This is a genomic window from Micromonospora sp. NBC_01638 (assembly GCF_045209745.1).
GTDB lineage: Bacteria > Actinomycetota > Actinomycetes > Mycobacteriales > Micromonosporaceae > Micromonospora.
On sequence record NZ_CP109273.1, the window covers coordinates 2,604,183 to 2,622,366 of the forward strand.

General features: G+C 71.9%; 18 protein-coding genes and 1 riboswitch. Of the genes, 9 read left to right on the forward strand and 9 right to left on the reverse strand.

Annotation, left to right across the window (positions count from 1 at the left end):
- Window positions 1–66 precede the first annotated feature (66 nt).
- Window positions 67–2,112, reverse strand: a complete 2,046-nt coding sequence (locus tag OG811_RS12345) for a DEAD/DEAH box helicase (RefSeq protein WP_406074270.1) — start codon at window positions 2,110–2,112, stop codon at window positions 67–69.
- 196 nt (window positions 2,113–2,308) lie between these two features.
- Window positions 2,309–2,662: a hypothetical protein gene (locus OG811_RS12350; RefSeq protein WP_406074272.1), complete on the reverse strand. Its 354-nt coding sequence runs from the start codon at window positions 2,660–2,662 to the stop codon at window positions 2,309–2,311.
- Window positions 2,663–2,669: 7 nt separating this feature from the next.
- Here OG811_RS12350 and OG811_RS12355 point away from each other — a divergent pair, with 7 nt between their 5' ends.
- Together OG811_RS12355 and OG811_RS12360 are read left to right on the forward strand one after the other, a co-directional pair.
- On the forward strand, window positions 2,670–3,245 hold the full coding sequence (locus OG811_RS12355) for a hypothetical protein (RefSeq protein WP_406074273.1): 576 nt from the start codon (window positions 2,670–2,672) through the stop codon (window positions 3,243–3,245).
- A 36-nt stretch (window positions 3,246–3,281) separates the two neighbouring features.
- Window positions 3,282–3,407 carry a hypothetical protein gene (locus tag OG811_RS12360; RefSeq protein ID WP_406074274.1) on the forward strand — a complete coding sequence of 42 codons (126 nt, stop codon included), beginning with the start codon at window positions 3,282–3,284 and terminating at the stop codon, window positions 3,405–3,407.
- A gap of 596 nt (window positions 3,408–4,003) precedes the next feature.
- Here OG811_RS12360 and OG811_RS12365 read toward each other — a convergent pair.
- The gene (locus OG811_RS12365) at window positions 4,004–5,584 is read right to left on the reverse strand and encodes a C40 family peptidase (protein WP_406074276.1); all 1,581 of its coding nucleotides are present in this window, start codon (window positions 5,582–5,584) and stop codon (window positions 4,004–4,006) included.
- A gap of 236 nt (window positions 5,585–5,820) precedes the next feature.
- On the opposite strand from OG811_RS12365, the gene mqnE reads away from it, so the two are divergent.
- From mqnE to OG811_RS12380, 3 genes are all read left to right on the forward strand, one after another.
- Window positions 5,821–6,990: an aminofutalosine synthase MqnE gene (gene mqnE / locus OG811_RS12370; RefSeq protein ID WP_406074278.1), complete on the forward strand. Its 1,170-nt coding sequence runs from the start codon at window positions 5,821–5,823 to the stop codon at window positions 6,988–6,990.
- 23 nt (window positions 6,991–7,013) lie between these two features.
- Complete coding sequence (locus OG811_RS12375) at window positions 7,014–7,451, forward strand: hypothetical protein (RefSeq protein ID WP_406074279.1); 438 nt, start codon at window positions 7,014–7,016, stop codon at window positions 7,449–7,451.
- Between the two features lie 72 nt (window positions 7,452–7,523).
- The gene (locus OG811_RS12380) at window positions 7,524–7,832 is read left to right on the forward strand and encodes a DUF4229 domain-containing protein (RefSeq protein WP_406075684.1); all 309 of its coding nucleotides are present in this window, start codon (window positions 7,524–7,526) and stop codon (window positions 7,830–7,832) included.
- Window positions 7,833–7,917: 85 nt separating this feature from the next.
- On the opposite strand, the gene OG811_RS12385 is transcribed toward OG811_RS12380, so the two are convergent.
- Entirely contained in the window at window positions 7,918–9,255 is a 1,338-nt protein-coding gene (locus OG811_RS12385) for a C39 family peptidase (protein ID WP_406074281.1), read from the reverse strand.
- Between the two features lie 211 nt (window positions 9,256–9,466).
- On the opposite strand from OG811_RS12385, the gene OG811_RS12390 reads away from it, so the two are divergent.
- The 4 genes from OG811_RS12390 to OG811_RS12405 all read left to right on the forward strand — a co-directional run bounded on the left by OG811_RS12390 (window position 9,467) and on the right by OG811_RS12405 (window position 14,583).
- Entirely contained in the window at window positions 9,467–11,344 is a 1,878-nt protein-coding gene (locus OG811_RS12390) for a M14 family zinc carboxypeptidase (protein WP_406074283.1), read from the forward strand.
- 141 nt (window positions 11,345–11,485) lie between these two features.
- A riboswitch (cobalamin riboswitch) is annotated at window positions 11,486–11,621 on the forward strand.
- Between the two features lie 85 nt (window positions 11,622–11,706).
- Window positions 11,707–12,636: an ABC transporter substrate-binding protein gene (locus tag OG811_RS12395; RefSeq protein ID WP_406074285.1), complete on the forward strand. Its 930-nt coding sequence runs from the start codon at window positions 11,707–11,709 to the stop codon at window positions 12,634–12,636.
- Between the two features lie 13 nt (window positions 12,637–12,649).
- A complete protein-coding gene (locus OG811_RS12400) occupies window positions 12,650–13,747 on the forward strand; it encodes a FecCD family ABC transporter permease (RefSeq protein ID WP_406074287.1) in 1,098 nt (365 codons plus the stop codon).
- A 53-nt stretch (window positions 13,748–13,800) separates the two neighbouring features.
- Window positions 13,801–14,583 carry an ABC transporter ATP-binding protein gene (locus OG811_RS12405; protein ID WP_406075686.1) on the forward strand — a complete coding sequence of 261 codons (783 nt, stop codon included), beginning with the start codon at window positions 13,801–13,803 and terminating at the stop codon, window positions 14,581–14,583.
- A 20-nt stretch (window positions 14,584–14,603) separates the two neighbouring features.
- On the opposite strand, the gene OG811_RS12410 is transcribed toward OG811_RS12405, so the two are convergent.
- The 5 genes from OG811_RS12410 to OG811_RS12430 form a co-directional block, all read right to left on the reverse strand.
- Window positions 14,604–15,368 carry a VOC family protein gene (locus OG811_RS12410; protein WP_406074289.1) on the reverse strand — a complete coding sequence of 255 codons (765 nt, stop codon included), beginning with the start codon at window positions 15,366–15,368 and terminating at the stop codon, window positions 14,604–14,606.
- Between the two features lie 95 nt (window positions 15,369–15,463).
- The gene (locus OG811_RS12415; RefSeq protein ID WP_406074291.1) at window positions 15,464–16,201 is read right to left on the reverse strand and encodes an ABC transporter permease; all 738 of its coding nucleotides are present in this window, start codon (window positions 16,199–16,201) and stop codon (window positions 15,464–15,466) included.
- Window positions 16,202–16,211: 10 nt separating this feature from the next.
- Window positions 16,212–17,153: an ABC transporter ATP-binding protein gene (locus OG811_RS12420; RefSeq protein ID WP_406074293.1), complete on the reverse strand. Its 942-nt coding sequence runs from the start codon at window positions 17,151–17,153 to the stop codon at window positions 16,212–16,214.
- Window positions 17,150–17,461, reverse strand: coding sequence for a transcriptional regulator (locus tag OG811_RS12425; protein WP_406074294.1), 312 nt, complete (start codon window positions 17,459–17,461; stop codon window positions 17,150–17,152). Before OG811_RS12425 ends, OG811_RS12420 begins: the two co-directional genes overlap by 4 nt.
- Window positions 17,458–18,096 (reverse strand): transporter, encoded by a 639-nt coding sequence (locus OG811_RS12430; protein ID WP_406074296.1) that lies wholly within the window; start codon window positions 18,094–18,096, stop codon window positions 17,458–17,460. The genes OG811_RS12425 and OG811_RS12430 overlap by 4 nt, the downstream gene beginning before the upstream one ends.
- Window positions 18,097–18,184: the final 88 nt, after the last annotated feature.

Here is an 18,184-nt window from a genome sequence, read left to right on the forward strand (position 1 = left end):
CATGCGCGAACGCCGCCGCGAAGCCTGGGCTTCGCGGCGGCGTTCGGTGGATCAACGGATCAAAGATCAGTGGGTACGCGCCGGCGGTCGCCCGCCGAAACCGCGCCGGTCGTCGCGTGGCCGGTCATCGCGGGGCCGGTCGTCACGGGGCCGGTCGTCGCGCGGCCGGTCGTCCCGAACACGGCTGTCCGGGCGGAAGCCACCCCGAGTGTCGCGGTCACCGAAGCGCCGCTCGCCGGCCGGTCGGTCGGCCCGGCCGTCCCGGTCGCCGAAGCGCCGCTCGCCGGCCGGTCGGTCGGCCCGGCCGTCCCGGTCGCCGAAGCGCCGCTCGCCGGCCGGTCGGTCAGCCCGGCCGTCCCGGTCGCCGAACTGCGGCCGGTCGCCGAACCGGCGCTCGCCCTGCGGCCGGTCGCCGTAACCCCGGGTGTCCCGATCGGCGTAACGCCGCTCACCGGCCGGCCGGTCGCCGTAGCCCCGTTCACCGGTGGGGCGGTCACCGTACTGACGATCACCTTGCGGACGGTCGCCGTACTGACGGTCACCGTACTGGCGGTCACCTTGCGGACGGTCACGGTACTGGCGGTCACCGTACTGGCGGTCACCTTGCGGACGGTCACGGTACTGGCGGTCACCGTACTGGCGGTCACCTTGCGGGCGGTCGCCGAAGCGCCGCTCGCCAGTGGGGCGGTCGCCGAAGCGCCGCGGGCCGCCGGAGCGGTCGTCGAATCGACGCGGGCCGCGGTCGCCGTAACCCCGCGGCTCGGCCTCGACGCGAACCGCGACGCCGCTGGGCTCCCGGGCGCCGACCAGCTCGGCCAACGCCGGGTCTCCGAGCCGGACCCGGGCCTCGGCCGGCGCGACGCCGGCCTTCTCCATCATGGCCAGGGTGGTGCGGCGCTGCTTGGGCAGCACCAGCGTGGCGACCGCGCCCGACTCGCCCGCCCGGGCGGTGCGCCCTGCGCGGTGCAGGTAGTCCTTGGGGTCCTTCGGCGGGTCGACGTGCAGCACCAGGGTGACCCCGTCGACGTGGATGCCCCGAGCCGCCACGTCCGTGGCGACCAGCACGTTCATCCGGCCCTCGCGGAACTCGGCCAACGTCTTGGTCCGCATCCGCTGGGTCTTGCCGCCGTGCAGTCCGCCGGCGCGTACGCCGACCGCCGCGAGCTGCTCGACCAGCCGGTCCACCCCGAGCTGGGTACGGGCGAAGACCATGGTCCGGCCGTCACGGGCGGCGATCGACGCCGTGACCGGGAACTTCTCGTGCGGTGGGATCAACAGCATGTGGTGGTCCATGGTGGACACCGAGGCGGTCGACGGCGCAGTGGAGTGGGTCACCGGGTCGGTCATGAACCGCCTGACCAACGCGTCGACGTCACCGTCCAGGGTGGCCGAGAAGAGCAGCCGCTGGCCGCCTGCCGGCGTCTTCGCCAGCAGGTCGGTCACCTCGGGCAGGAAGCCCATGTCGGCCATCTGGTCAGCCTCGTCGAGCACCGTGACCTCGACGTCGTCGAGCTGGCAGATGCCCCGCTCGATCAGGTCGCCGAGCCGGCCAGGGGTGGCCACGATGATCTCCACGCCGCGTCGGAGCGCATCGATCTGACGGTCGTACGGCACACCGCCGACGGCGGTCTTGAGGAAGATGCCGACGGCCTTGCCCAGCGGCAACAGGGCGTCGTTGACCTGCATGGCCAGCTCGCGGGTGGGAACCAGGACCAGGGCGCGCGGACGCATCGGCCGGGCCCGGTTGCGGTTGGCCAGCCGGGCGATCATCGGCAGACCGAAGGCGAGCGTCTTGCCCGAACCGGTCTGCCCGCGGCCCAGCACGTCGCGGCCGGCGAGCGCGTCCGGAACGGTGGCCCGCTGAATCTCGAACGGGCTGGTGATGCCCTGCTGTGCCAGCGCGCGGACCAGCGGCTCGGGCAGGCCGAGGGAGGCGAAGCTGATCGGATCGGCGGTCTCCGTCGAGGCGGGCTCGGCCGGCTGGGCGGCGGTCCCGGCCGGCGCGGTGCCGGCCTCGCGCGGAGAGGTGTCGAGCGGTCCCCGGGCGGTGTCGGCCGCCGGGGCGGGGTTGATAACGGACGTAACGGTGCTGGGGTCAGCAGAGGTGGTCAACAAAAGCCTTTCGAGCGGGGCGCATCTTCGCGATGGCCGCCGCGGCTGTGCCGCCGGATCGCCCGCAAGATCGCCCAGGGGCGCGCACCACGCGCGCCGGGTCAGTGATTTCAGCCAGTGTACGGCGGTCCGGCAAAGTCGCCAGCCGGTTGCCCGACGGTAGTGGGCGGATTCACCATCGTTGCCGCTCGACGGCTCACCCGTTCAGCACGCTGCCCACCAGACCGTCCAGGGCGTCACCGGCCAGCACGACGACCAGGACACTGATCGCCACCAGCAGCCCCAGAGCGGCGGCCAGAACGATCATCACCCGGGTGTTCCCGGACCGCTCGGCCGGCGTGTCCGCCCAGCCCTGAGCCAGGATGTGCCCGGTCAGCGAGCCGGAATTCTCCACCGCGTTCGCCGGCATCGCGATCGTGGTGAAACCCGGCCCCTCACCGCTGCCGTAGACGGTGCCGGCCAGGTCGGAGCCGCCGTCGTGCCGCCCGGCGCGGGCGCCCGCGCCCCGCCCGGCGGAGCTGCCCGAAGGGCTGCCCGTCGGCGCGGACATTTGGGAGTTGACGGTGCCACTCCCGGCCGATCGGGGAGCGCTGACGGTAGACGGCGGCCAACTCGGCAGCGCTGCCGCGGGCACCACCGGCGGCGCGGAGACGGGTGTCTCGGCCCATCCGCCGCTGGACGTCGGGCGTGCCGCCCCGGCGGTGGACGGCCAGTCGGCCGGCGCTGCGGAGACCGACGCGGTGGCCCGTACGCCGGGCGTGTCGATCATCGCAGGCGGTGGCGGAAACGGCGGTGCCGGCATCGGGCCAGGCGGCGCGGGCGGCGCGGGCACCGGTGGACCGGGTGGCGGTAGTGGTGGGCTCGGGATGGGCGGTGTCGGCGGCCCCGGAATGGGCGGAACCGGCGAAGGCGGCGGTATGGGTGGACCCGGGACGGGTGGGACCGGACTGGGCGGCGTGGGTCGCGGCCCCGGCGTCGGCATCGGGCCGGGAGGATACGGACCGGGGGCCGGCGCGGGCTCCGGTTCGGGTGGCGACGGCTCGGTCGGCCCGGGGCCGGGTGGCGAGGGCTCCGGCTCCGGAGTCGACGGCTGGGCCGGCTCCGGATCGGGACTCACCGGCCCGGATCGGTAGACGGCGGGCGTGCTCCCGCGAGGCTCCGGGGTGCCCATGGCACCGGACGTGACCCGGCTGCTGCCGGGAACCGTGGCACTGGCCCGGGCCGGCGCGGTCGAGTCGTTCCGCTGTCCGGGCACCGAAACATCGGCCGGGCTGGCTGAGCCGGTCGCACGGTAGGTGGTCGCGGTGACCGGAGCGCTGGCCGGCAGGTCACTGCGAAGAGCCCCGGCGGTTGCGACGCTGGCCCGGGCCCGTACCGGCGCGGCGGCCTGATCCGGGCGAGCGTCGGCGGGCTGCCCAGCGCCCGTCTCGGGACCGTCCGAAGCGGTGCCGGTGCCGGCGGGAGCGGGGCTGGCGAAGACGTCGTCGGCCCCGACGGGGGCGTCCTCGGCGCCGGCGGGGGCGTTCTCGGCGTTAGCGGAGACGTCGTCGGCCCCGGTGACCGCGGAGGGGTCGCTGGTGGCCGGGGTGGCGTCAGTGGTGGCCGTGGCTGTGCCGCTGGTGGCCGGGGCAGCGTCAGAGGCAGCCGGGTCAGCGGGGATGGCACCCGGGACGGCCTCGGAGGGGGGCACCACCGGCTCGGCGATGGCCGGCCCTGGCGGGGCGGCTCGGTCGACTCCGGGGTCAACCGTCTCCGCCGGATCTCTCTGCTCGGCCATCTCCGCCCTCCGCGCCATGCTCGCACCCGGACCCGTGACATCGGGTCGGATGTGCCTGGTTGTCACGGTGCCACAGATCTCCCCGAGCGGACAGCCGGAGCGGATCGCGGCGGGTCAGCCCGTGGTGTCGGGGCTGACCGTCGGGATGCCGCTGCCCGTCACGCTCGTGCTGGCCTCCGGCGTGGTCGACGGGGACGTGCTGCCCGGCGCGCTGGTCGGTGCCGAGGGCAGGGTCGTCGGCGTGTTGCTCGGGCTGGTCGACGAACTCGGTGCGGTGCTGCCAGTCGGCGTCGGCGTCGGCGTGGGCGTGGGCGTGGGCGTGAGCGTGAGCGTGGGTTTGGTGGTCGGCGTGTGCGTGGGCTCGGTGGTCGGCGTCGGCGTCGTGGTGGGCGTCGGCTTGGTGGTGGGCGTCGGCTTCGGGGTGGGCGTCGTGCTGGGCGTCGTGCTGGGCGTCGTAACCGGCGGGGTCGGGATGGTCACGATCGGTGCCGGCACCGCGCCGATCACCCGGGTGGCGGCGTACAGCCCGGACCAGCGGACCACCGAGATCTTGACGACGTCGCCGGTGGTGGGCGCCTGCACCATCTTGCCGTTGCCGATGTACATGCCGACGTGGTGGATCGTCGTCCAACTGCTGCCAGAGGCGAAGAAAAGCAGGTCGCCGGGGAGCAGCGCGGTCTGCGGGACGGTGCGGCTCCGGGTGGCGGCGTACTGGTCGCGGGAGACCCGGGGCAGGTCGAAGTAGTCGGCGCCCGGAGACCGGTACGCGGCCCACATCAGACCGGAGCAGTCGAACTGGTCCGGCCCCTCCTCGGACCACTTGTACGGATCGCCGAGCTGGGCGAGCGCGTACCGGACCGCAGCCAGTGCCCGCGGGTGCGCGGCCATGCCGCTGATGTTCTGACCGGCGACGTAGCCGGCGCCGATCTGCTGCTCGGCGGCTTCCTGCTGCCGTTCGATCTCGATCAGCAGGGCGGCGTTGTCCCGGCGCAGTTTGAGCAGGCTCGCCTCGGCCGTGCGGAGCGCCGTCTCGCCCGCGGTGAACTCCGCCTCGGCGGCGGCGAGCAGATCCTTGGCCTGGGAGTGCTTCTGGTAGGCGTCCTGCTCCCCGGCGCGGGCACGGGACAGCTCACCGGCCACTCCGGTGGTGCCGCCGTCGACCTTCTCGCCCCGGGTGATCTGCTGTAGGCGGCTCAGCCCACGGATGTCCTCGGCGAGGTCACCAGGCGGCAGCGCGGCGGCTGCCTTGACGGCGTCCGCGGCGGCGACGTCGGCCGCCTGCTGGGCCCGGAGCAGGGCGTCCTGCGTGGTCGCGAGCATCTTGCCGGCCGCGTCGAGCTGCGCCTGTGCGTCGGTGCGTTTCTGCCGGCTCACCAGCAACGCGTCGCCGAGCGCCCCGACCTGGATCTCGCCAGCGGAGATGGCGGCGGCCAGCGGGCCGATGCCGACGTTGACGACCGGCGGGACGGGCACGCCGGCGGTGGGAGCGCCACCGGGCAGCTGGAGTGTGCCGATGGCCGGTGGGCGCGCACCGGTGTCCGGCACGGTGGTCGGCACTCCGGGCTCGGCGTACACGGGGGTGGCCAGCACGGCGGCGGCGATCGCGCCGAGCAGGGCGGCCCAGAGCTTCGGACGCAGCACCGGCGAGATCACCGGGCGCCGTCGTCGCTGCCGTCGCGCCCCGCTGTCGACCATGCTGCTCCCGTCACACCGCTCGGCGCCGCGCTCGGTGGGCGCGGCCGTCGGACGGTACCAGTGTGTGTTCCGCCCCGCCCTTGTTACTACCGCACCCCGCCAGCGATGTCGATGCGTCGCCGGGTTACGGAAGGCTGAGAGTCTGGTGAAGTGGGGCGCTGTCGGCGACCGTGCCGCCGGGGCCGTCGGCCCTCCGACGTACGCTCGATCGGGACCGCAGGTGGAAGGGACGTGCCATGGACGCCGGACTCAAGCGTGAGCTCGAAGCGAAGGTGTATGCCGGTGAGCGGCTGACCCGGGAGGACGGGGTCGCGCTCTACGAGAGTGATGACCTGACCTGGTTGGGGCGGTTGGCTCATCACAAGCGCACCGAACTGAACGGCGAGCGGGTGATGTTCAACGTCAACCGGCACCTCAACCTGACGAACGTCTGCTCGGCGTCCTGTGCGTACTGCTCGTTCCAGCGCAAGCCGGGCGAGAAGGACGCGTACACGATGCGCATCGACGAGGCGGTCCGCAAGGCCAAGGAGATGGAAGATGAGCAGCTCACCGAGCTGCACATCGTCAACGGTCTGCACCCCACGCTGCCCTGGCGTTACTACCCCAAGGTGCTGCGCGAGCTGAAGGCGGCGCTGCCGAACGTCAAGCTCAAGTGCTTCACGGCGACCGAGGTGCAGTGGTTCGAGAAGATCAGCGGTCTGAGTGCCGACGAGATCCTCGACGAGCTGATGGATGCCGGCCTGGAGTCGCTGACCGGCGGTGGCGCGGAGATCTTCGACTGGGAGGTCCGGCAGCACATCGTCGACCACGCCTGCCACTGGGAGGACTGGTCGCGGATCCACGCCCTGGCGCACGCCAAGGGCATGAAGACCCCGGCGACCATGCTGTACGGCCACATCGAGGAGCCCCGGCACCGGGTCGACCACGTGCTGCGGCTGCGGGAGTTGCAGGACGAGACCAACGGCTTCGCGGTCTTCATCCCGCTGCGCTACCAGCACGACTTCGTGGACTCGGCGGACGGCAAGATCCGTAACCGGATCCAGGCGCGCACCACGATGGCCTCGCCGGCCGAGTCGCTGAAGACGTTCGCCGTGTCCCGGCTGCTCTTCGACAACGTGCCGCACGTGAAGAACTTCTGGGTGATGCACGGGCTGTCGGTGGCCCAGCTCTCGCTGAACTTCGGCGTGGACGACCTGGACGGCTCGGTCGTCGAATACAAGATCACGCATGACGCCGACTCGTACGGCACCCCGAACACCATGCACCGCGACGACCTGCTGCACCTGATCTGGGACGCTGGCTTCCAGCCGGTCGAGCGGGACACCCGCTACAACGTGGTCCGGGAGTACGACAAGGCCCCGTCGCTGGCCGAGCGGCGCGCCGAGCCGCAGCAGGTCTGGGCCTGAACCACCACGTACCCTCGCAGTCGATGAGCGAGCAACGCGATTCTGAGCAGCAGGGCGGGTTTCCCCGTCGGGACGCCGAGGGGCGGATCCGTACCCTGGGCGATCTGCTCGGGGTGTGCCTGGCCGGCCTGGTCATCGGTGCGCTGGCGTTGGTGTTGTTCGACTGGGCGTTCGCCTCGATCGGCGCCGGCGATTTCGGGCACACCAACGGCTGGTTGGCGGTGATCCTGCCGGCCTGGCTGTTCTGGGACGATTTCCGCGCCTGGGAGTTCGGTGCGGCCCGGGTGCTGGCGGCGGTGGTCGCCGCCGCGGTCGGGGTGTTCGTCGGGCTGCTGATCGCCGGTCTGGCTGCCGGGTTGCCGCCGCTGCTGTCCGGCACGTTGGCGGCGGGGGCGTTCACCGTGGCGTACGCGACGGTCTGGTTCCCGGGCGTCCGCTGGCTGGCCCGTCGGACCGGCTGACCGCGACCGCCCGCCGGGCGGATCGACCCTCCCGCCGGCACGGTGGGCGACGGAGAGAACGGAGTGGTGCAGGTGAGCGCCGCGCTCAAGTACACGCTGGGCCGGATCGGGCTGTTCATCGCCGTGTTGGCGGCCCTCTGGCTTGTCGACATGAACGTGTTCCTGAAGCTGATGTTGGCGCTGGCCTTCTCTGCCGCGCTCTCCTTCTTCCTGCTGCGTGGCTGGCGGGACGAGATGGCCGAGGAGATGGCCAGCGCCGCCGAGCGCCGCCGCACCGAGAAGGAGCGCCTCCGCTCCGCCCTGGCCGGCGACGACGCCGAGGCCCCGCCCACCCCCACCAACCCGTCCACCCCCACCGAAGGCCCCGACCCCAAGCGTTGATCATGAAGTTATTGCCCGACACGCCGAGCGGTCGGGGCAATAACTTCATGATCAACCGGGGTGGGGGTGGGGGTGGGGGTGGGGGTTACCAGTTGGTGGAGCCGGGGACCTTGGGCCAGGGCTTACTGGTTGGCTTGATGAGGTATGCGACGCCGCCGGAGCCGCCGGAGACGCGGCCGCTGGCGTTGATCCGCTTGGTGCGCTGCCAGATCTGCTCGAACTGGGCGCGCTTGTAGACGTTGCGCACGACGTCGTTGCTGGACGAGGCGGGGTCGTTCACGATCACGTCGCCGTCGGCCGTGAAGCCGACCACCACGAAGAGGTGCCCGGAGGTGCCGTAGTTCGCCCCGTCCAGCTCGCTGGCGAGGAAGGACTGGCTGGTCACGACGGGGATGCCGGCGGCGATGAAGCGTTCCAGCTCGTCCAGGGAGTGCAGTCGGGTCACCCGAGCGTCCAGGCCGGGGAAGCTGGCCGCGTACGCGGTGTTGAACGGCCAGTTGCCGGCACCGTCGTACGCGTAGTCGAAGGTCATCCGGGCCGCGTGGTTGACGGTCGGGTCGGGGTAGGTCGGGTCCACCCAGGAGGTGTCGGCCGGGGACGGCTTGCGACCCCAGTATTCGACCACCATCTCCGTGGAGGTGGGTGAGCACCAGGCCTCGCCACCGCCGTCGTACTCGGGGTAGTGACCGGAGTGCACGTTCTGCGAGTAGCGCGGCACCGGCAGCTCGACGCCCCAGGCGATGTGTCCGGCGCTCGGCGTGACGGTGAACCGGTCCGGCACGGTGGAGCTCATCGCGCCGAGCATCCGGACCACCGGCGCGGCGGCCTGCCCGGGTGCCCGGTAGAGGGTCAGCCGCAGCTGGTACGACCGCAGCAGCACCCCGGCGGTGGCGTCGTCGATGCTGAAGGTGTCGGTCCAGATCGTCGACCAGGGATCGCCCTGCCGGTTGACGGTGGTCCGCTTGATGTCGCTGTCGCCGGACGCCCAGCGGCCCATGACGTACCACGGGGTCTGATCGCCGCTGGTGTAGTTGCCCTGCATCTCCACCTGGATCCAGGTGCCGGCGGGGGTCTCCGCGTTCCAGGAGGCGATCAGCTCGGTGGCGTCGAACCCGATCCGGGTCACCGGTGAGGTCCAGGTGCCGTACTCCCAGGTGCGGGTGGCGCCGGTGTGCGGGTCGGCGTACTCGGTGGTGCCGGCCGGTCGGGCCAGGGTGAGGCCCGCTCGGGCGCCGGGCACGACGCGGGTGCCGGCGCGGCTGCCCCGGTGCCAGTCGGCGGGCCCGGACCAGTCCTGGAAGGTGATCTGCTCGTCGTGAGTGGCGGCGGGCGGGCGGGCCGCCGTCGCGGGTGCGGTGGTGGCGAGCAGGGTGAGCGCGGTGACGCCGGCGAGGGCGGCCGCGCGCAGGCGGGATCTGACCATGAGTGCTCCGCGGTGTCGAGAGGGGCATCGTCGCTGGTCAGTTTCCCGCTTGGCGGGAAGTTTCGCCAGGGGTGGCCGGGTGGAAAAAACTTGCCGCCGGGATGATCGGCTCGGGATGCATTAGGCAACGATCAATATTGATATGACCATGTGGCAGGTGGTGAAGTGTCCTTCACCGAGCGGGATCTCCCGCCCATCGAGGAGGTAGTCCATGGCCCTCCGCACGCCCATCCCTCTCCGCCGCGTCCTGGTGCTCGCCGTCGTCACCGGGCTGGGAATCGTCACCGTCGCCGCCGGTCCGGTCGCCGCCCGACCGGCACCGGACCGCACCGCAGAGCCGGCCGCCGCCAGCTACCGGGTGCTCGGGCCCCGGACCCTCGCCGATCGCAACGCGGTGGCCCGCACCGGAGCCGCCATCGACTACTCCGAACACGGAGTCCTGCACATCTCGGCCACCGCGGGTGAGGCCGCCGCGATCGGCAAGCTCGGCTTCCGACTCGAACCGCTCGCCCCACCGCCCAACGCCGAGCGCGGCGCCGGCGAGATGGGCACGCTGGCCTTCCCGCCCGCCGACTCCAACTACCACGACTACGCGGAACTGACCGCCGTCGTGAACCAGGTCGTCGCCGACCATCCGGCGATCGCCCGCAAGATCAGCATCGGTTCGTCGTACGAGGGCCGCGACCTGATGGCGGTGAAGATCTCCGACAACGTCGGCACCGACGAGAACGAACCGGAGATCCTGTTCAACTCCCAACAGCACGCCCGTGAGCACCTGACCGTCGAGATGGCGATCTACCTGCTCAACCTCTTCACCGACAGCTACGGCGGCGACTCCCGGATCACCAACATCGTCAACAGCCGGGAGATCTGGATCGTGCCGACGGTCAACCCGGACGGCAGCGAGTACGACATCGCCACCGGGTCGTACCGGTCCTGGCGCAAGAACCGTCAGCCCAACAGCGGCTCGTCCAATGTCGGCACCGACCTGAACCGCAACTGGTCCTACAACTGGGGTTGCTGCGGCGGCTCGTCGGGCACCACCTCGTCGGAGACCTACCGTGGCCCGTCGGCGTTCTCCGCACCCGAGACGCAGGCACTGCGCAACTTCGTCAACGGCCGGGTGGTCGGTGGCGTGCAGCAGATCAAGGCCAACATCGACTTCCACACGTACTCGCAGTTGGTGCTCTGGCCGTACGGCTACACCACCGCGAACACCGCGACGGGGATGAACGCGGACCAGTACAACACCTTCGCCACCATCGGCCAGCAGATGGCGGCCACCAACAACTACACACCGGAGCAGTCCAGCGACCTCTACATCACCGACGGGGACAGCCTCGACTGGATGTGGGCCACCCACAACATCTGGGCGTACACCTTCGAGATGTATCCCGGTTCGTCCGGCGGCGGCGGCTTCTACCCGCCCGACGAGGTGATCCCCGCGCAGACCTCGCGCAACCGGGAGGCGGTGCTGCTGCTCAGCGAGTACGCCGACTGCCCGTACCGGGCCATCGGCAAGCAGGCGCAGTACTGCGGCGGTGGTGGTGGCACCACGGTCTGGTCGGACACCTTCGAAACCGCCACCGGCTGGACCATCAACCCGTCCGGCACCGACACCGCCACGGCCGGGGCGTGGGAACGGGGCGCCGCCCAGGCGACCACCTCCTCGGGCGCCAAGCAGCTCACCCCGTACGCCGGTGCCAACGACCTGGTCACCGGCGGGCTCGCCGGTTCGGCGGCTGGTGACTACGACGTCGATGGCGGCGTGACCAGCGCCCGGTCCCCGGCGGTGACCCTGCCGTCGTCCGGCACGCTGACCCTCTCCCTGGCCTGGTACCTGGCGCACGGCTCGAACGCCTCGTCGGCGGACTACCTGCGGGTGAGCGTGGTGCACAACGGCGGCACCACAGCGCTGCTCACCCAGGCCGGCGCGGCGACCAACCGCAACGGCAGCTGGGCGGTGGCGAACCTCAACCTCACCCCGTACGCCGGCCAGTCGGTACGCATCCTCGTCGAGGCGGCGGACGCCTCCGGAGCCAGCCTGGTGGAGGCGGCTGTGGACAACGTCACCATCACCTCCTCCTGATCGGGTGGGGCCCCGTCCCACCCCCCGACAGGGCCCCACCCCCCTCCCACCCCCTCCCGCCCCCTCTCCCCGCGCTGATCTAGGGCATATTGTCGTGATCTGAGATCAACTCACGCCGATATGCCCTAGATCAACAGGCTGGTCTCAGCGATGCGCTACCGTCTTAGCGACCAGTCCGCAGCGAAGCCGGTGCGAAACCCGGCGCTGTCCCGCAACTGTGATGCCCCACCGACGGTGGGGACGAGCCAGGTCGCCTGCGGATCGGTCGCGAAACGCGCTCTCGAGGAAGGGCGCCTCGTGGGCGGGCGTACGAAAGTCCCTGTCGGCGAAGCACCACACTCCTCGACCGACAGGAGGCCCCCATGTTCAGACGTACACCTCGGCTCTTCGCCGCAACCCTCGCGGTCGCCGCGCTCGTCCTCGGCGCCTGCGCCGAGAAGGCCGACGACCAGCCGAGCGCGGGCACCGCAGCCGCCGCCTACCCGGTGACGGTCGGTGCGCTCACCCTCGACAAGCGCCCCGAGAAGATCGTCTCGCTGGCGCCCACCGCCACCGAGATCCTCTTCGCGATCGGTGCCGGCCCGCAGGTGAGCGCCGTCGACGACCAGTCCAACTACCCGGCCGACGCGCCCAAGACCGACCTCTCCGGTTTCCAACCGAACGCCGAGGCGATCGCCGGCAAAAACCCCGACCTGGTGGTGCTCTCCGACGATCGGAACAAAATCGTCGAGCAGCTCGGCAAGCTGAAGATCCCGGTCTACCTGACCCCGGCGGCGACCACCCTGGACGACTCGTATCGGCAGATCACCGAGCTGGGCACGCTGACCGGGCACGCCGACCAGGCCACCGACGTCGCCACCCGGATGAAGGACGACATCGCCAAGCTGGTCAAGGACCTGCCGCAGCGCACCGAGAAGCTCACGTACTTCCACGAGCTGGGTCCGGAGCTGTACAGCGCCACCAGCAAGACCTTCATCGGCTCGCTCTACAGCCAGGCCGGTCTGACCAACATCGCCGACCCCGCTGACGCGGACGGCAAGAACGCTGGCTACCCGCAGCTGTCCCAGGAGTTCATCGTCAACGCCGACCCGGACTTCGTCTTCCTGGCCGACTCCAAGTGCTGCCAGCAGAACGCCGACTCGGTCAAGGCGCGCAGCGGCTGGGCCGGGCTCACCGCGGTGAAGAACAACCAGGTCGTCACGCTGGACGACGACATCGCCTCCCGCTGGGGTCCGCGGGTCGTGGACCTGCTCCGGGTCATCATCGACGCGGTAGCCAAGGTGCCCGCGTGACCGTCTTCCCTCGGTGACCGGGTCACTGTCCGTGGCCCGGTCCGCCGGGCCACAGTCGGTGGCCCGGCCTGCCGGGGTACGCCTGGGCTGGCTGGTCGCCGGGGTGTTCGCGGTGCTCGTCGCGCTCGTCGCCGGGGTGTCGCTCGGCCCGGTGAGCCTGCCACCGGGCAGCGTCGCCGCCGAGCTGCTCAACCTGATTCCGGGGTTGCACCTCGACAGCGGGCTGTCCGAGCGGGAGATCGCGATCGTCACCGAGCTGCGCCTGCCCCGGGTGGTGCTGGGTCTGCTCGTCGGCGGCCTGCTCGCCCTCGCCGGCGGCTGCTACCAGGGCGTGTTCCGCAACCCGCTGGCCGACCCGTACCTGCTCGGTGTGGCCGCCGGCGCGGGCCTCGCGGTGACCGCGGTGATCGCCCTCGGCGGCGCCGGCCGGCAGGGCGCGATCTCCGGGCTGCCGATGACCATCCCGCTGGCCGCGTTCGCCGGTTCGCTGCTCGCCGTGACGATGACCTATGTGCTCGGCGCGGCCGGCGGGCGGAGCGGCTCACCGGCGATGCTGATCCTGGCCGGGGTGGCGGTCTCCGCGTTCCTCTCCGCCGGGCAGACGTACCTGCTGCAACGACACTCCGACAGCATCCAGCCGGTCTACTCCTGGCTGCTCGGCCGGCTGGCCACCGCCGGCTGGCACGACGTGCTGCTGGTGCTGCCGTACGCCGCGTTGACCACCGTGGTGGTGCTGCTGCACCGCCGCGAGCTGGACGTCCTCGCGGTCGGCGACGACGAGGCGAGGAGCCTGGGCCTGCACCCGCAGCGCACCCGCTACCTGCTGATCGCCGCCGCTTCCCTGGGCACCGCGGCGGCGGTCTCCGCGACCGGCCTGATCGGCTTTGTCGGCATCATCGTGCCGCACACCGTCCGGCTGCTCGCGGGGTCGAGTTACCGGGTGATCCTGCCGTTGTCGCTGCTGTTCGGCGGCGCGTTCCTGGCGCTGACCGACGTGGTGGCCCGCACGGCCGCCGCCCCGGCTGAGGTGCCGATCGGAGTGGTGACCGCCCTACTGGGCGGCCCGTTCTTCGTCCTCGTGCTGCGGACCGCCCGGCGGGTGCTCACGTGAGCCCCGAGACTGCCGCTGGTCCGTCCGCTGTCGGCCGGTTTGTCGACGGCGGCGTGCCGGCGGTCGAGGTGCGGGGGCTGCACGTCAGCCTGGACGGCACGCCGATCCTCACCGGCGTCGACCTCACTGTCGCCGCCGGCGAGTGGGTCACCGTGATCGGCCCGAACGGCGCCGGCAAGTCGACCCTGTTGCGCGCCGTCGGCGGCCTGCTGCCCGCGCCGGGGGCGATCACCCTGTTCGGTACGCCGAGCGCCGCGCTGCGCCGCCGGGACCGCGCCCGGGTGGTGGCCACGGTGGCACAGTCCCCGGTGGTGCCGCCCGGCATGTCGGTGCTGGACTACGTGCTGCTCGGCCGCACCCCGTACATCTCGACGTTGGGCCGGGAGTCGACCGCCGACGTCGATGCCGTGCACGAGGTGCTCGACCTGTTGGACCTGAGTGGCTTCCATCGCCGCGAGCTGGCCACCCTCTCCGGCGGCGAACGGCAGCGGGTGTTCCTCGCCCGGGCACTCGCCCAGGGGGCGACGCTGCTGCTGCTCGACGAGCCCACCAGCGCACTTGACATCGGCCACCAGCAGGAGGTGCTGGAGCTCGTCGACCAGTTGCGCCGCGAGCACCGCCTGACCGTCCTCGCCACGATGCACGACCTCTCCCTGGCCGGCGAGTACGCCGACCGGATGGTGATGCTCGCCGACGGTCAGGTGGTGGCCGCCGGGACTCCACACGAGGTGCTGACCGAACACCTGCTCGCCACCCACTACCGGGCCAGCGTCCGGGTCGTCCCCGGCGCCCACGGCCCCCTGGTGGTCCCCGTCCGCCCCAACCCCCACCGCTGACGCCCGAGGTGCCGGGCAGGTCAGGGGCCAAGGTCGATGACGGAGAAGAGGGCGCCCTGGGGGTCGCGTAGGGCTGCGAACCGGCCCGCCGGGATGTCACGGGGCGGGACCAGGATCGTCCCGCCCAACTCGGCGGCGCGGGCCGCTGCGGCGTCCGCGTCGGCCACCGCGAAGTACACCGTCCAGTACGCGGGCAGGTCGGCCGGGAAGTCGTCGGCCAGCGGCGGCATCATGCCGGCGACGATCTGCGTCCCGAGCCGCCACCCGGTGTAGGTCATCCCGCCGACCGGCTGGTCGTCCGGCTGCCAGCCGAACACCAGCTCGTAGAAGACCTTCGCGCCCTCGGGGTCGGGGGTGACCAGCTCGTTCCAGCTCATCGCGCCCGGCACGTTGAACACTTCGGCGCCGGTCATCGCCAGCGGCTGCCAGACGCTGAACGTGGCGCCGGCCGGGTCGGCGAAGACCGCCATCCAGCCCCGGTCGAACACCTCGAACGGCGGCACGACGACCTGCCCGCCGGCCCGTTCGACCCGGCCGGCGACAAGTTGCGCGTCGTCGGTGGCGAGGTAGGTCGACCAGATCGGCACCTGGTCGGGGATTGCTGGCGGCCCGGCCCCGGCCACTGGCTTGCCGCCGAGCAGAAAGACGGTGTAACCGCCCGCCTCGGGCTCGGGTGTCACCCGGCCGGTCCAACCGAACAGCTCCGGGTAGAAGCGCCGCGCGTCGGTCAGGTCCGGGGTGGCCAGGTCGGCCCAGCAGGGGGTACCCGGCGGGACGGTGCTCACGTCAAGACCCCTCTCGGCCCGGGTGGCCACGGCGGCCCCCCTGCCGGAATCCTGGCACCGTCCCGCTGCGGCTCGGGGTGGAAACGAACGAATCGTCAGCTGAACCGGCGACCCTCGTCCCGTCGGTACGCCCAGCTGGCGAGCGCGGCGAGCAGCACCACCCAGACGCCGAGCATGATCAGCGCCAGCGGTTGGACGGCGTAGTCGCCGACTGCCGCCCACATCAGCTCCGCCGCGCCCCGGGTGGGCAGGAACGGCGCGATCGTCTCGATGAACCCGGGTGCCGCACCAGGCGCGGAGAGCAGGCCGCCGCCGAACGCGAGCGGCAGGAAGACCACCTGCGCGATCACGATCGCCGCCTTGCTCGGCATGGAGTAGCCGATGGCGAGCCCCATCAGTGTGAACGGCACCGAGATGACGGCCACGGTGCCGACGGTCAGCAGGAAAGCCGCCGGGGTGATCCGGGCCGCGGTCAGGGTCGCGCCGATCACCACGACCGGGATCAGCGAGAGGTACGTCAGCGCCAGGCCGGCCAGCACGCGGCCCGCGAACCGGGGTGCCGGCCCGGCCGGCAAGGTCCGGGTGTACGGGTTCCACGGCTGGGCGCGGTCCTCGGCGACACCGATGCCGTACTGGAAGATGTTGGCGCTCATCACCGAGAAGGTGACCATCGACGCGGTGGCGAAGGTGGCACCGGCCGGATCGTCACCGGCGAACGGCACCACGAAGAAGATCATTGCGGCGGCCGGGAAGAAGGCGCTGCCGAAGACGGCCACCGGGATCCGGATGATCTCCAGGAGTTGATAGCGGGCGTGGACCAGGGCGAGCTGCACGGTGGCCTCCTCAGACGGTGGTGGGTCGGCCGCCGGCACCGGCGGTGGCGGGCTGGTCCCCGGCGTCGGGCTGGTCCCCGACGGGGTGGTCCCCGCTGGTGATGGCGAGGAACGCCTCCTCCAGCGAGGTCGGCCGGACCTCCAGGTCGGTGAAGGCGGTCCCGGCAGTGACCAGCGCCCGGACCAGCTCGTCGGCGTCGGTGGTGAGCAGGTGCAGGCGACCGTCGATTCGTTCGCTGCGAACGACCCCGGGCAGGTCGGGCAGCTGGTCGGCGGCCAGGCTGACCCGGCGTACGCCGACGATGCCGCGCACCGCCTCCACCGTGTCGTCGGCGAGCACCCGGCCCTGCCCGATCACCACCACCCGGTGGGCCAGCGCCTCCACCTCCTCCAGGTAGTGGCTGCTCAACAGCACGGTGCCGCCGTCGTTGTGGAACGCGCGGATCGCCTCCCACAGGGTGTGCCGGGCGGCCACGTCCAGGCCGGTGGTCGGCTCGTCGAGCAGCACCAACCGGGGTCGCCCGACGAACGCCAGCGCCACCGCCAGCCGTCGGCGCTGCCCACCGGAGAGGCCTCCGGTCTGCCGTCGGGCGAGGTCGCCCAGGCCGAACTGGTCGAGCAGTTCACCGCGGGGCACCGGGTCCGGGTAGTGCGCGGAGACGAAGTCCACGACCTCTCCGACGCGCAGCGTCCCCGGCAGGCCGGTCTCCTGCGGGGTGACCCCGATCTGCCGCCGGGTCGCCGGGTCGCGGGGGTCGCCGCCGAACAGCTCGACCCGCCCGGAGCTGGGGCGGCGCAGGCCGACCAGCAGATTCATCAGGGTGCTCTTGCCGGCGCCGTTCGGCCCGAGCAGGCCGACCAGCTCGCCGGCCCGGACTTCGAGGTCGACGCGGTCGAGGGCGAGAACGTCGCCGTACCGGCGGCTGGCCTGGTCGGCGCGGGCGAGGGTCATGGCTGTTCCTTCGGCGAGGTGGGATCGAGCAGGGTGCGGATCGTTTCGGTGTACTCCTCGAACGCCAGCCGGCCCCGCCGGCTGAGCCGGACCAGGGTTGCCGGGACGCGTCCACGGTGGGTCTTTCTGATCTCCACGTACCCGGCGTCCTCGAGCTTGCGCAGGTGCACGGTGAGGTTGCCGGCGGTCATCACGAGCAGCTCCTGCAACCGGGGGAACGCGATCTTGTCGCCGTCGCCGAGCGTGGAAAGGCTGGCGACCACCCGCAGCCGGGCCTGCGCGTGGATGACCGGGGCCAGCTCGGTCACGGCCGTTGTCGCTGTCGCCGTCCGGCGAGTGCGCCAGTGACCAGGATACCGCCGCCACCGGTCACCGCCACGACCAGCGCGGGCCAGCCCGGCCCGGCGAACGCGCCGGCCAGGTTGATCACGCTGATCCAGACGCCGAGCCGGAACAGGTCCCGGTCCAGCCAGATCGCTCCACCGGCCATGTGTAGCGCGCCGGTCAGCCCGACGGCGGTCGCCGACCAGAGCAGCACCGCCAGGTCGTGCGGCAGGTGCTCGGTGATCCGGCCGAGCCCCGCGTAGATGCTCACGGAACCCAGGCCCCAGGCGCACCCGTACCAGCGCCCCCGCCGGGCGGAGTCACCGGTCACCTGGCCGTGGGCCCGCGCGCTGACCACCGCCTGGACCGCCGCGGCGGCCAGCAGCAGCGTGAAGAGAACGGTCAGCGGCAGCCAGCCGGGCAGCCGGAGCAGCTCCCGCTCGCCGGGGGAGAACCGCAGGAAGAGCAGCCCGAAGCCGACCAGCCAGGCGACTCCCCACGGCCAGTAGAGCAGGCGGGCATCGGGATCGAATCGACGGACCGTCGCCGCTCGCTGGTCCTGGATCAGGCGGAGCGCCGCCGCGGCGTCGGTGGGTGGTAGATCGTCGTCGGGGTCCACGCAAACTACTTAACGGCACAAAGCCGATGCTGGGTCACCGGTTGCGGCGGGCTGTGCCTATGGTGGGGAGTCGTGGCGGCTGATCCGT

Bases quoted from the DNA above. Each gene is read 5' to 3' on its own strand.
- OG811_RS12375 (WP_406074279.1), top strand. From the start codon at position 7,014: ATGAGCGAGCAACGCGATTCTGAGCAGCAGGGCGGGTTTCCCCGTCGG.
- OG811_RS12420 (WP_406074293.1), bottom strand. From the start codon at position 17,153: ATGACCCTCGCCCGCGCCGACCAGGCCAGCCGCCGGTACGGCGACGTT.
- OG811_RS12385 (WP_406074281.1), bottom strand. From the start codon at position 9,255: ATGGTCAGATCCCGCCTGCGCGCGGCCGCCCTCGCCGGCGTCACCGCG.
- OG811_RS12395 (WP_406074285.1), top strand. From the start codon at position 11,707: ATGTTCAGACGTACACCTCGGCTCTTCGCCGCAACCCTCGCGGTCGCC.
- OG811_RS12365 (WP_406074276.1), bottom strand. From the start codon at position 5,584: ATGGTCGACAGCGGGGCGCGACGGCAGCGACGACGGCGCCCGGTGATC.
- OG811_RS12350 (WP_406074272.1), bottom strand. From the start codon at position 2,662: ATGTCCGCGCCGACGGGCAGCCCTTCGGGCAGCTCCGCCGGGCGGGGC.
- mqnE (WP_406074278.1), top strand. From the start codon at position 5,821: ATGGACGCCGGACTCAAGCGTGAGCTCGAAGCGAAGGTGTATGCCGGT.
- OG811_RS12390 (WP_406074283.1), top strand. From the start codon at position 9,467: ATGGCCCTCCGCACGCCCATCCCTCTCCGCCGCGTCCTGGTGCTCGCC.
- OG811_RS12360 (WP_406074274.1), top strand. From the start codon at position 3,282: ATGGCACCGGACGTGACCCGGCTGCTGCCGGGAACCGTGGCACTGGCC.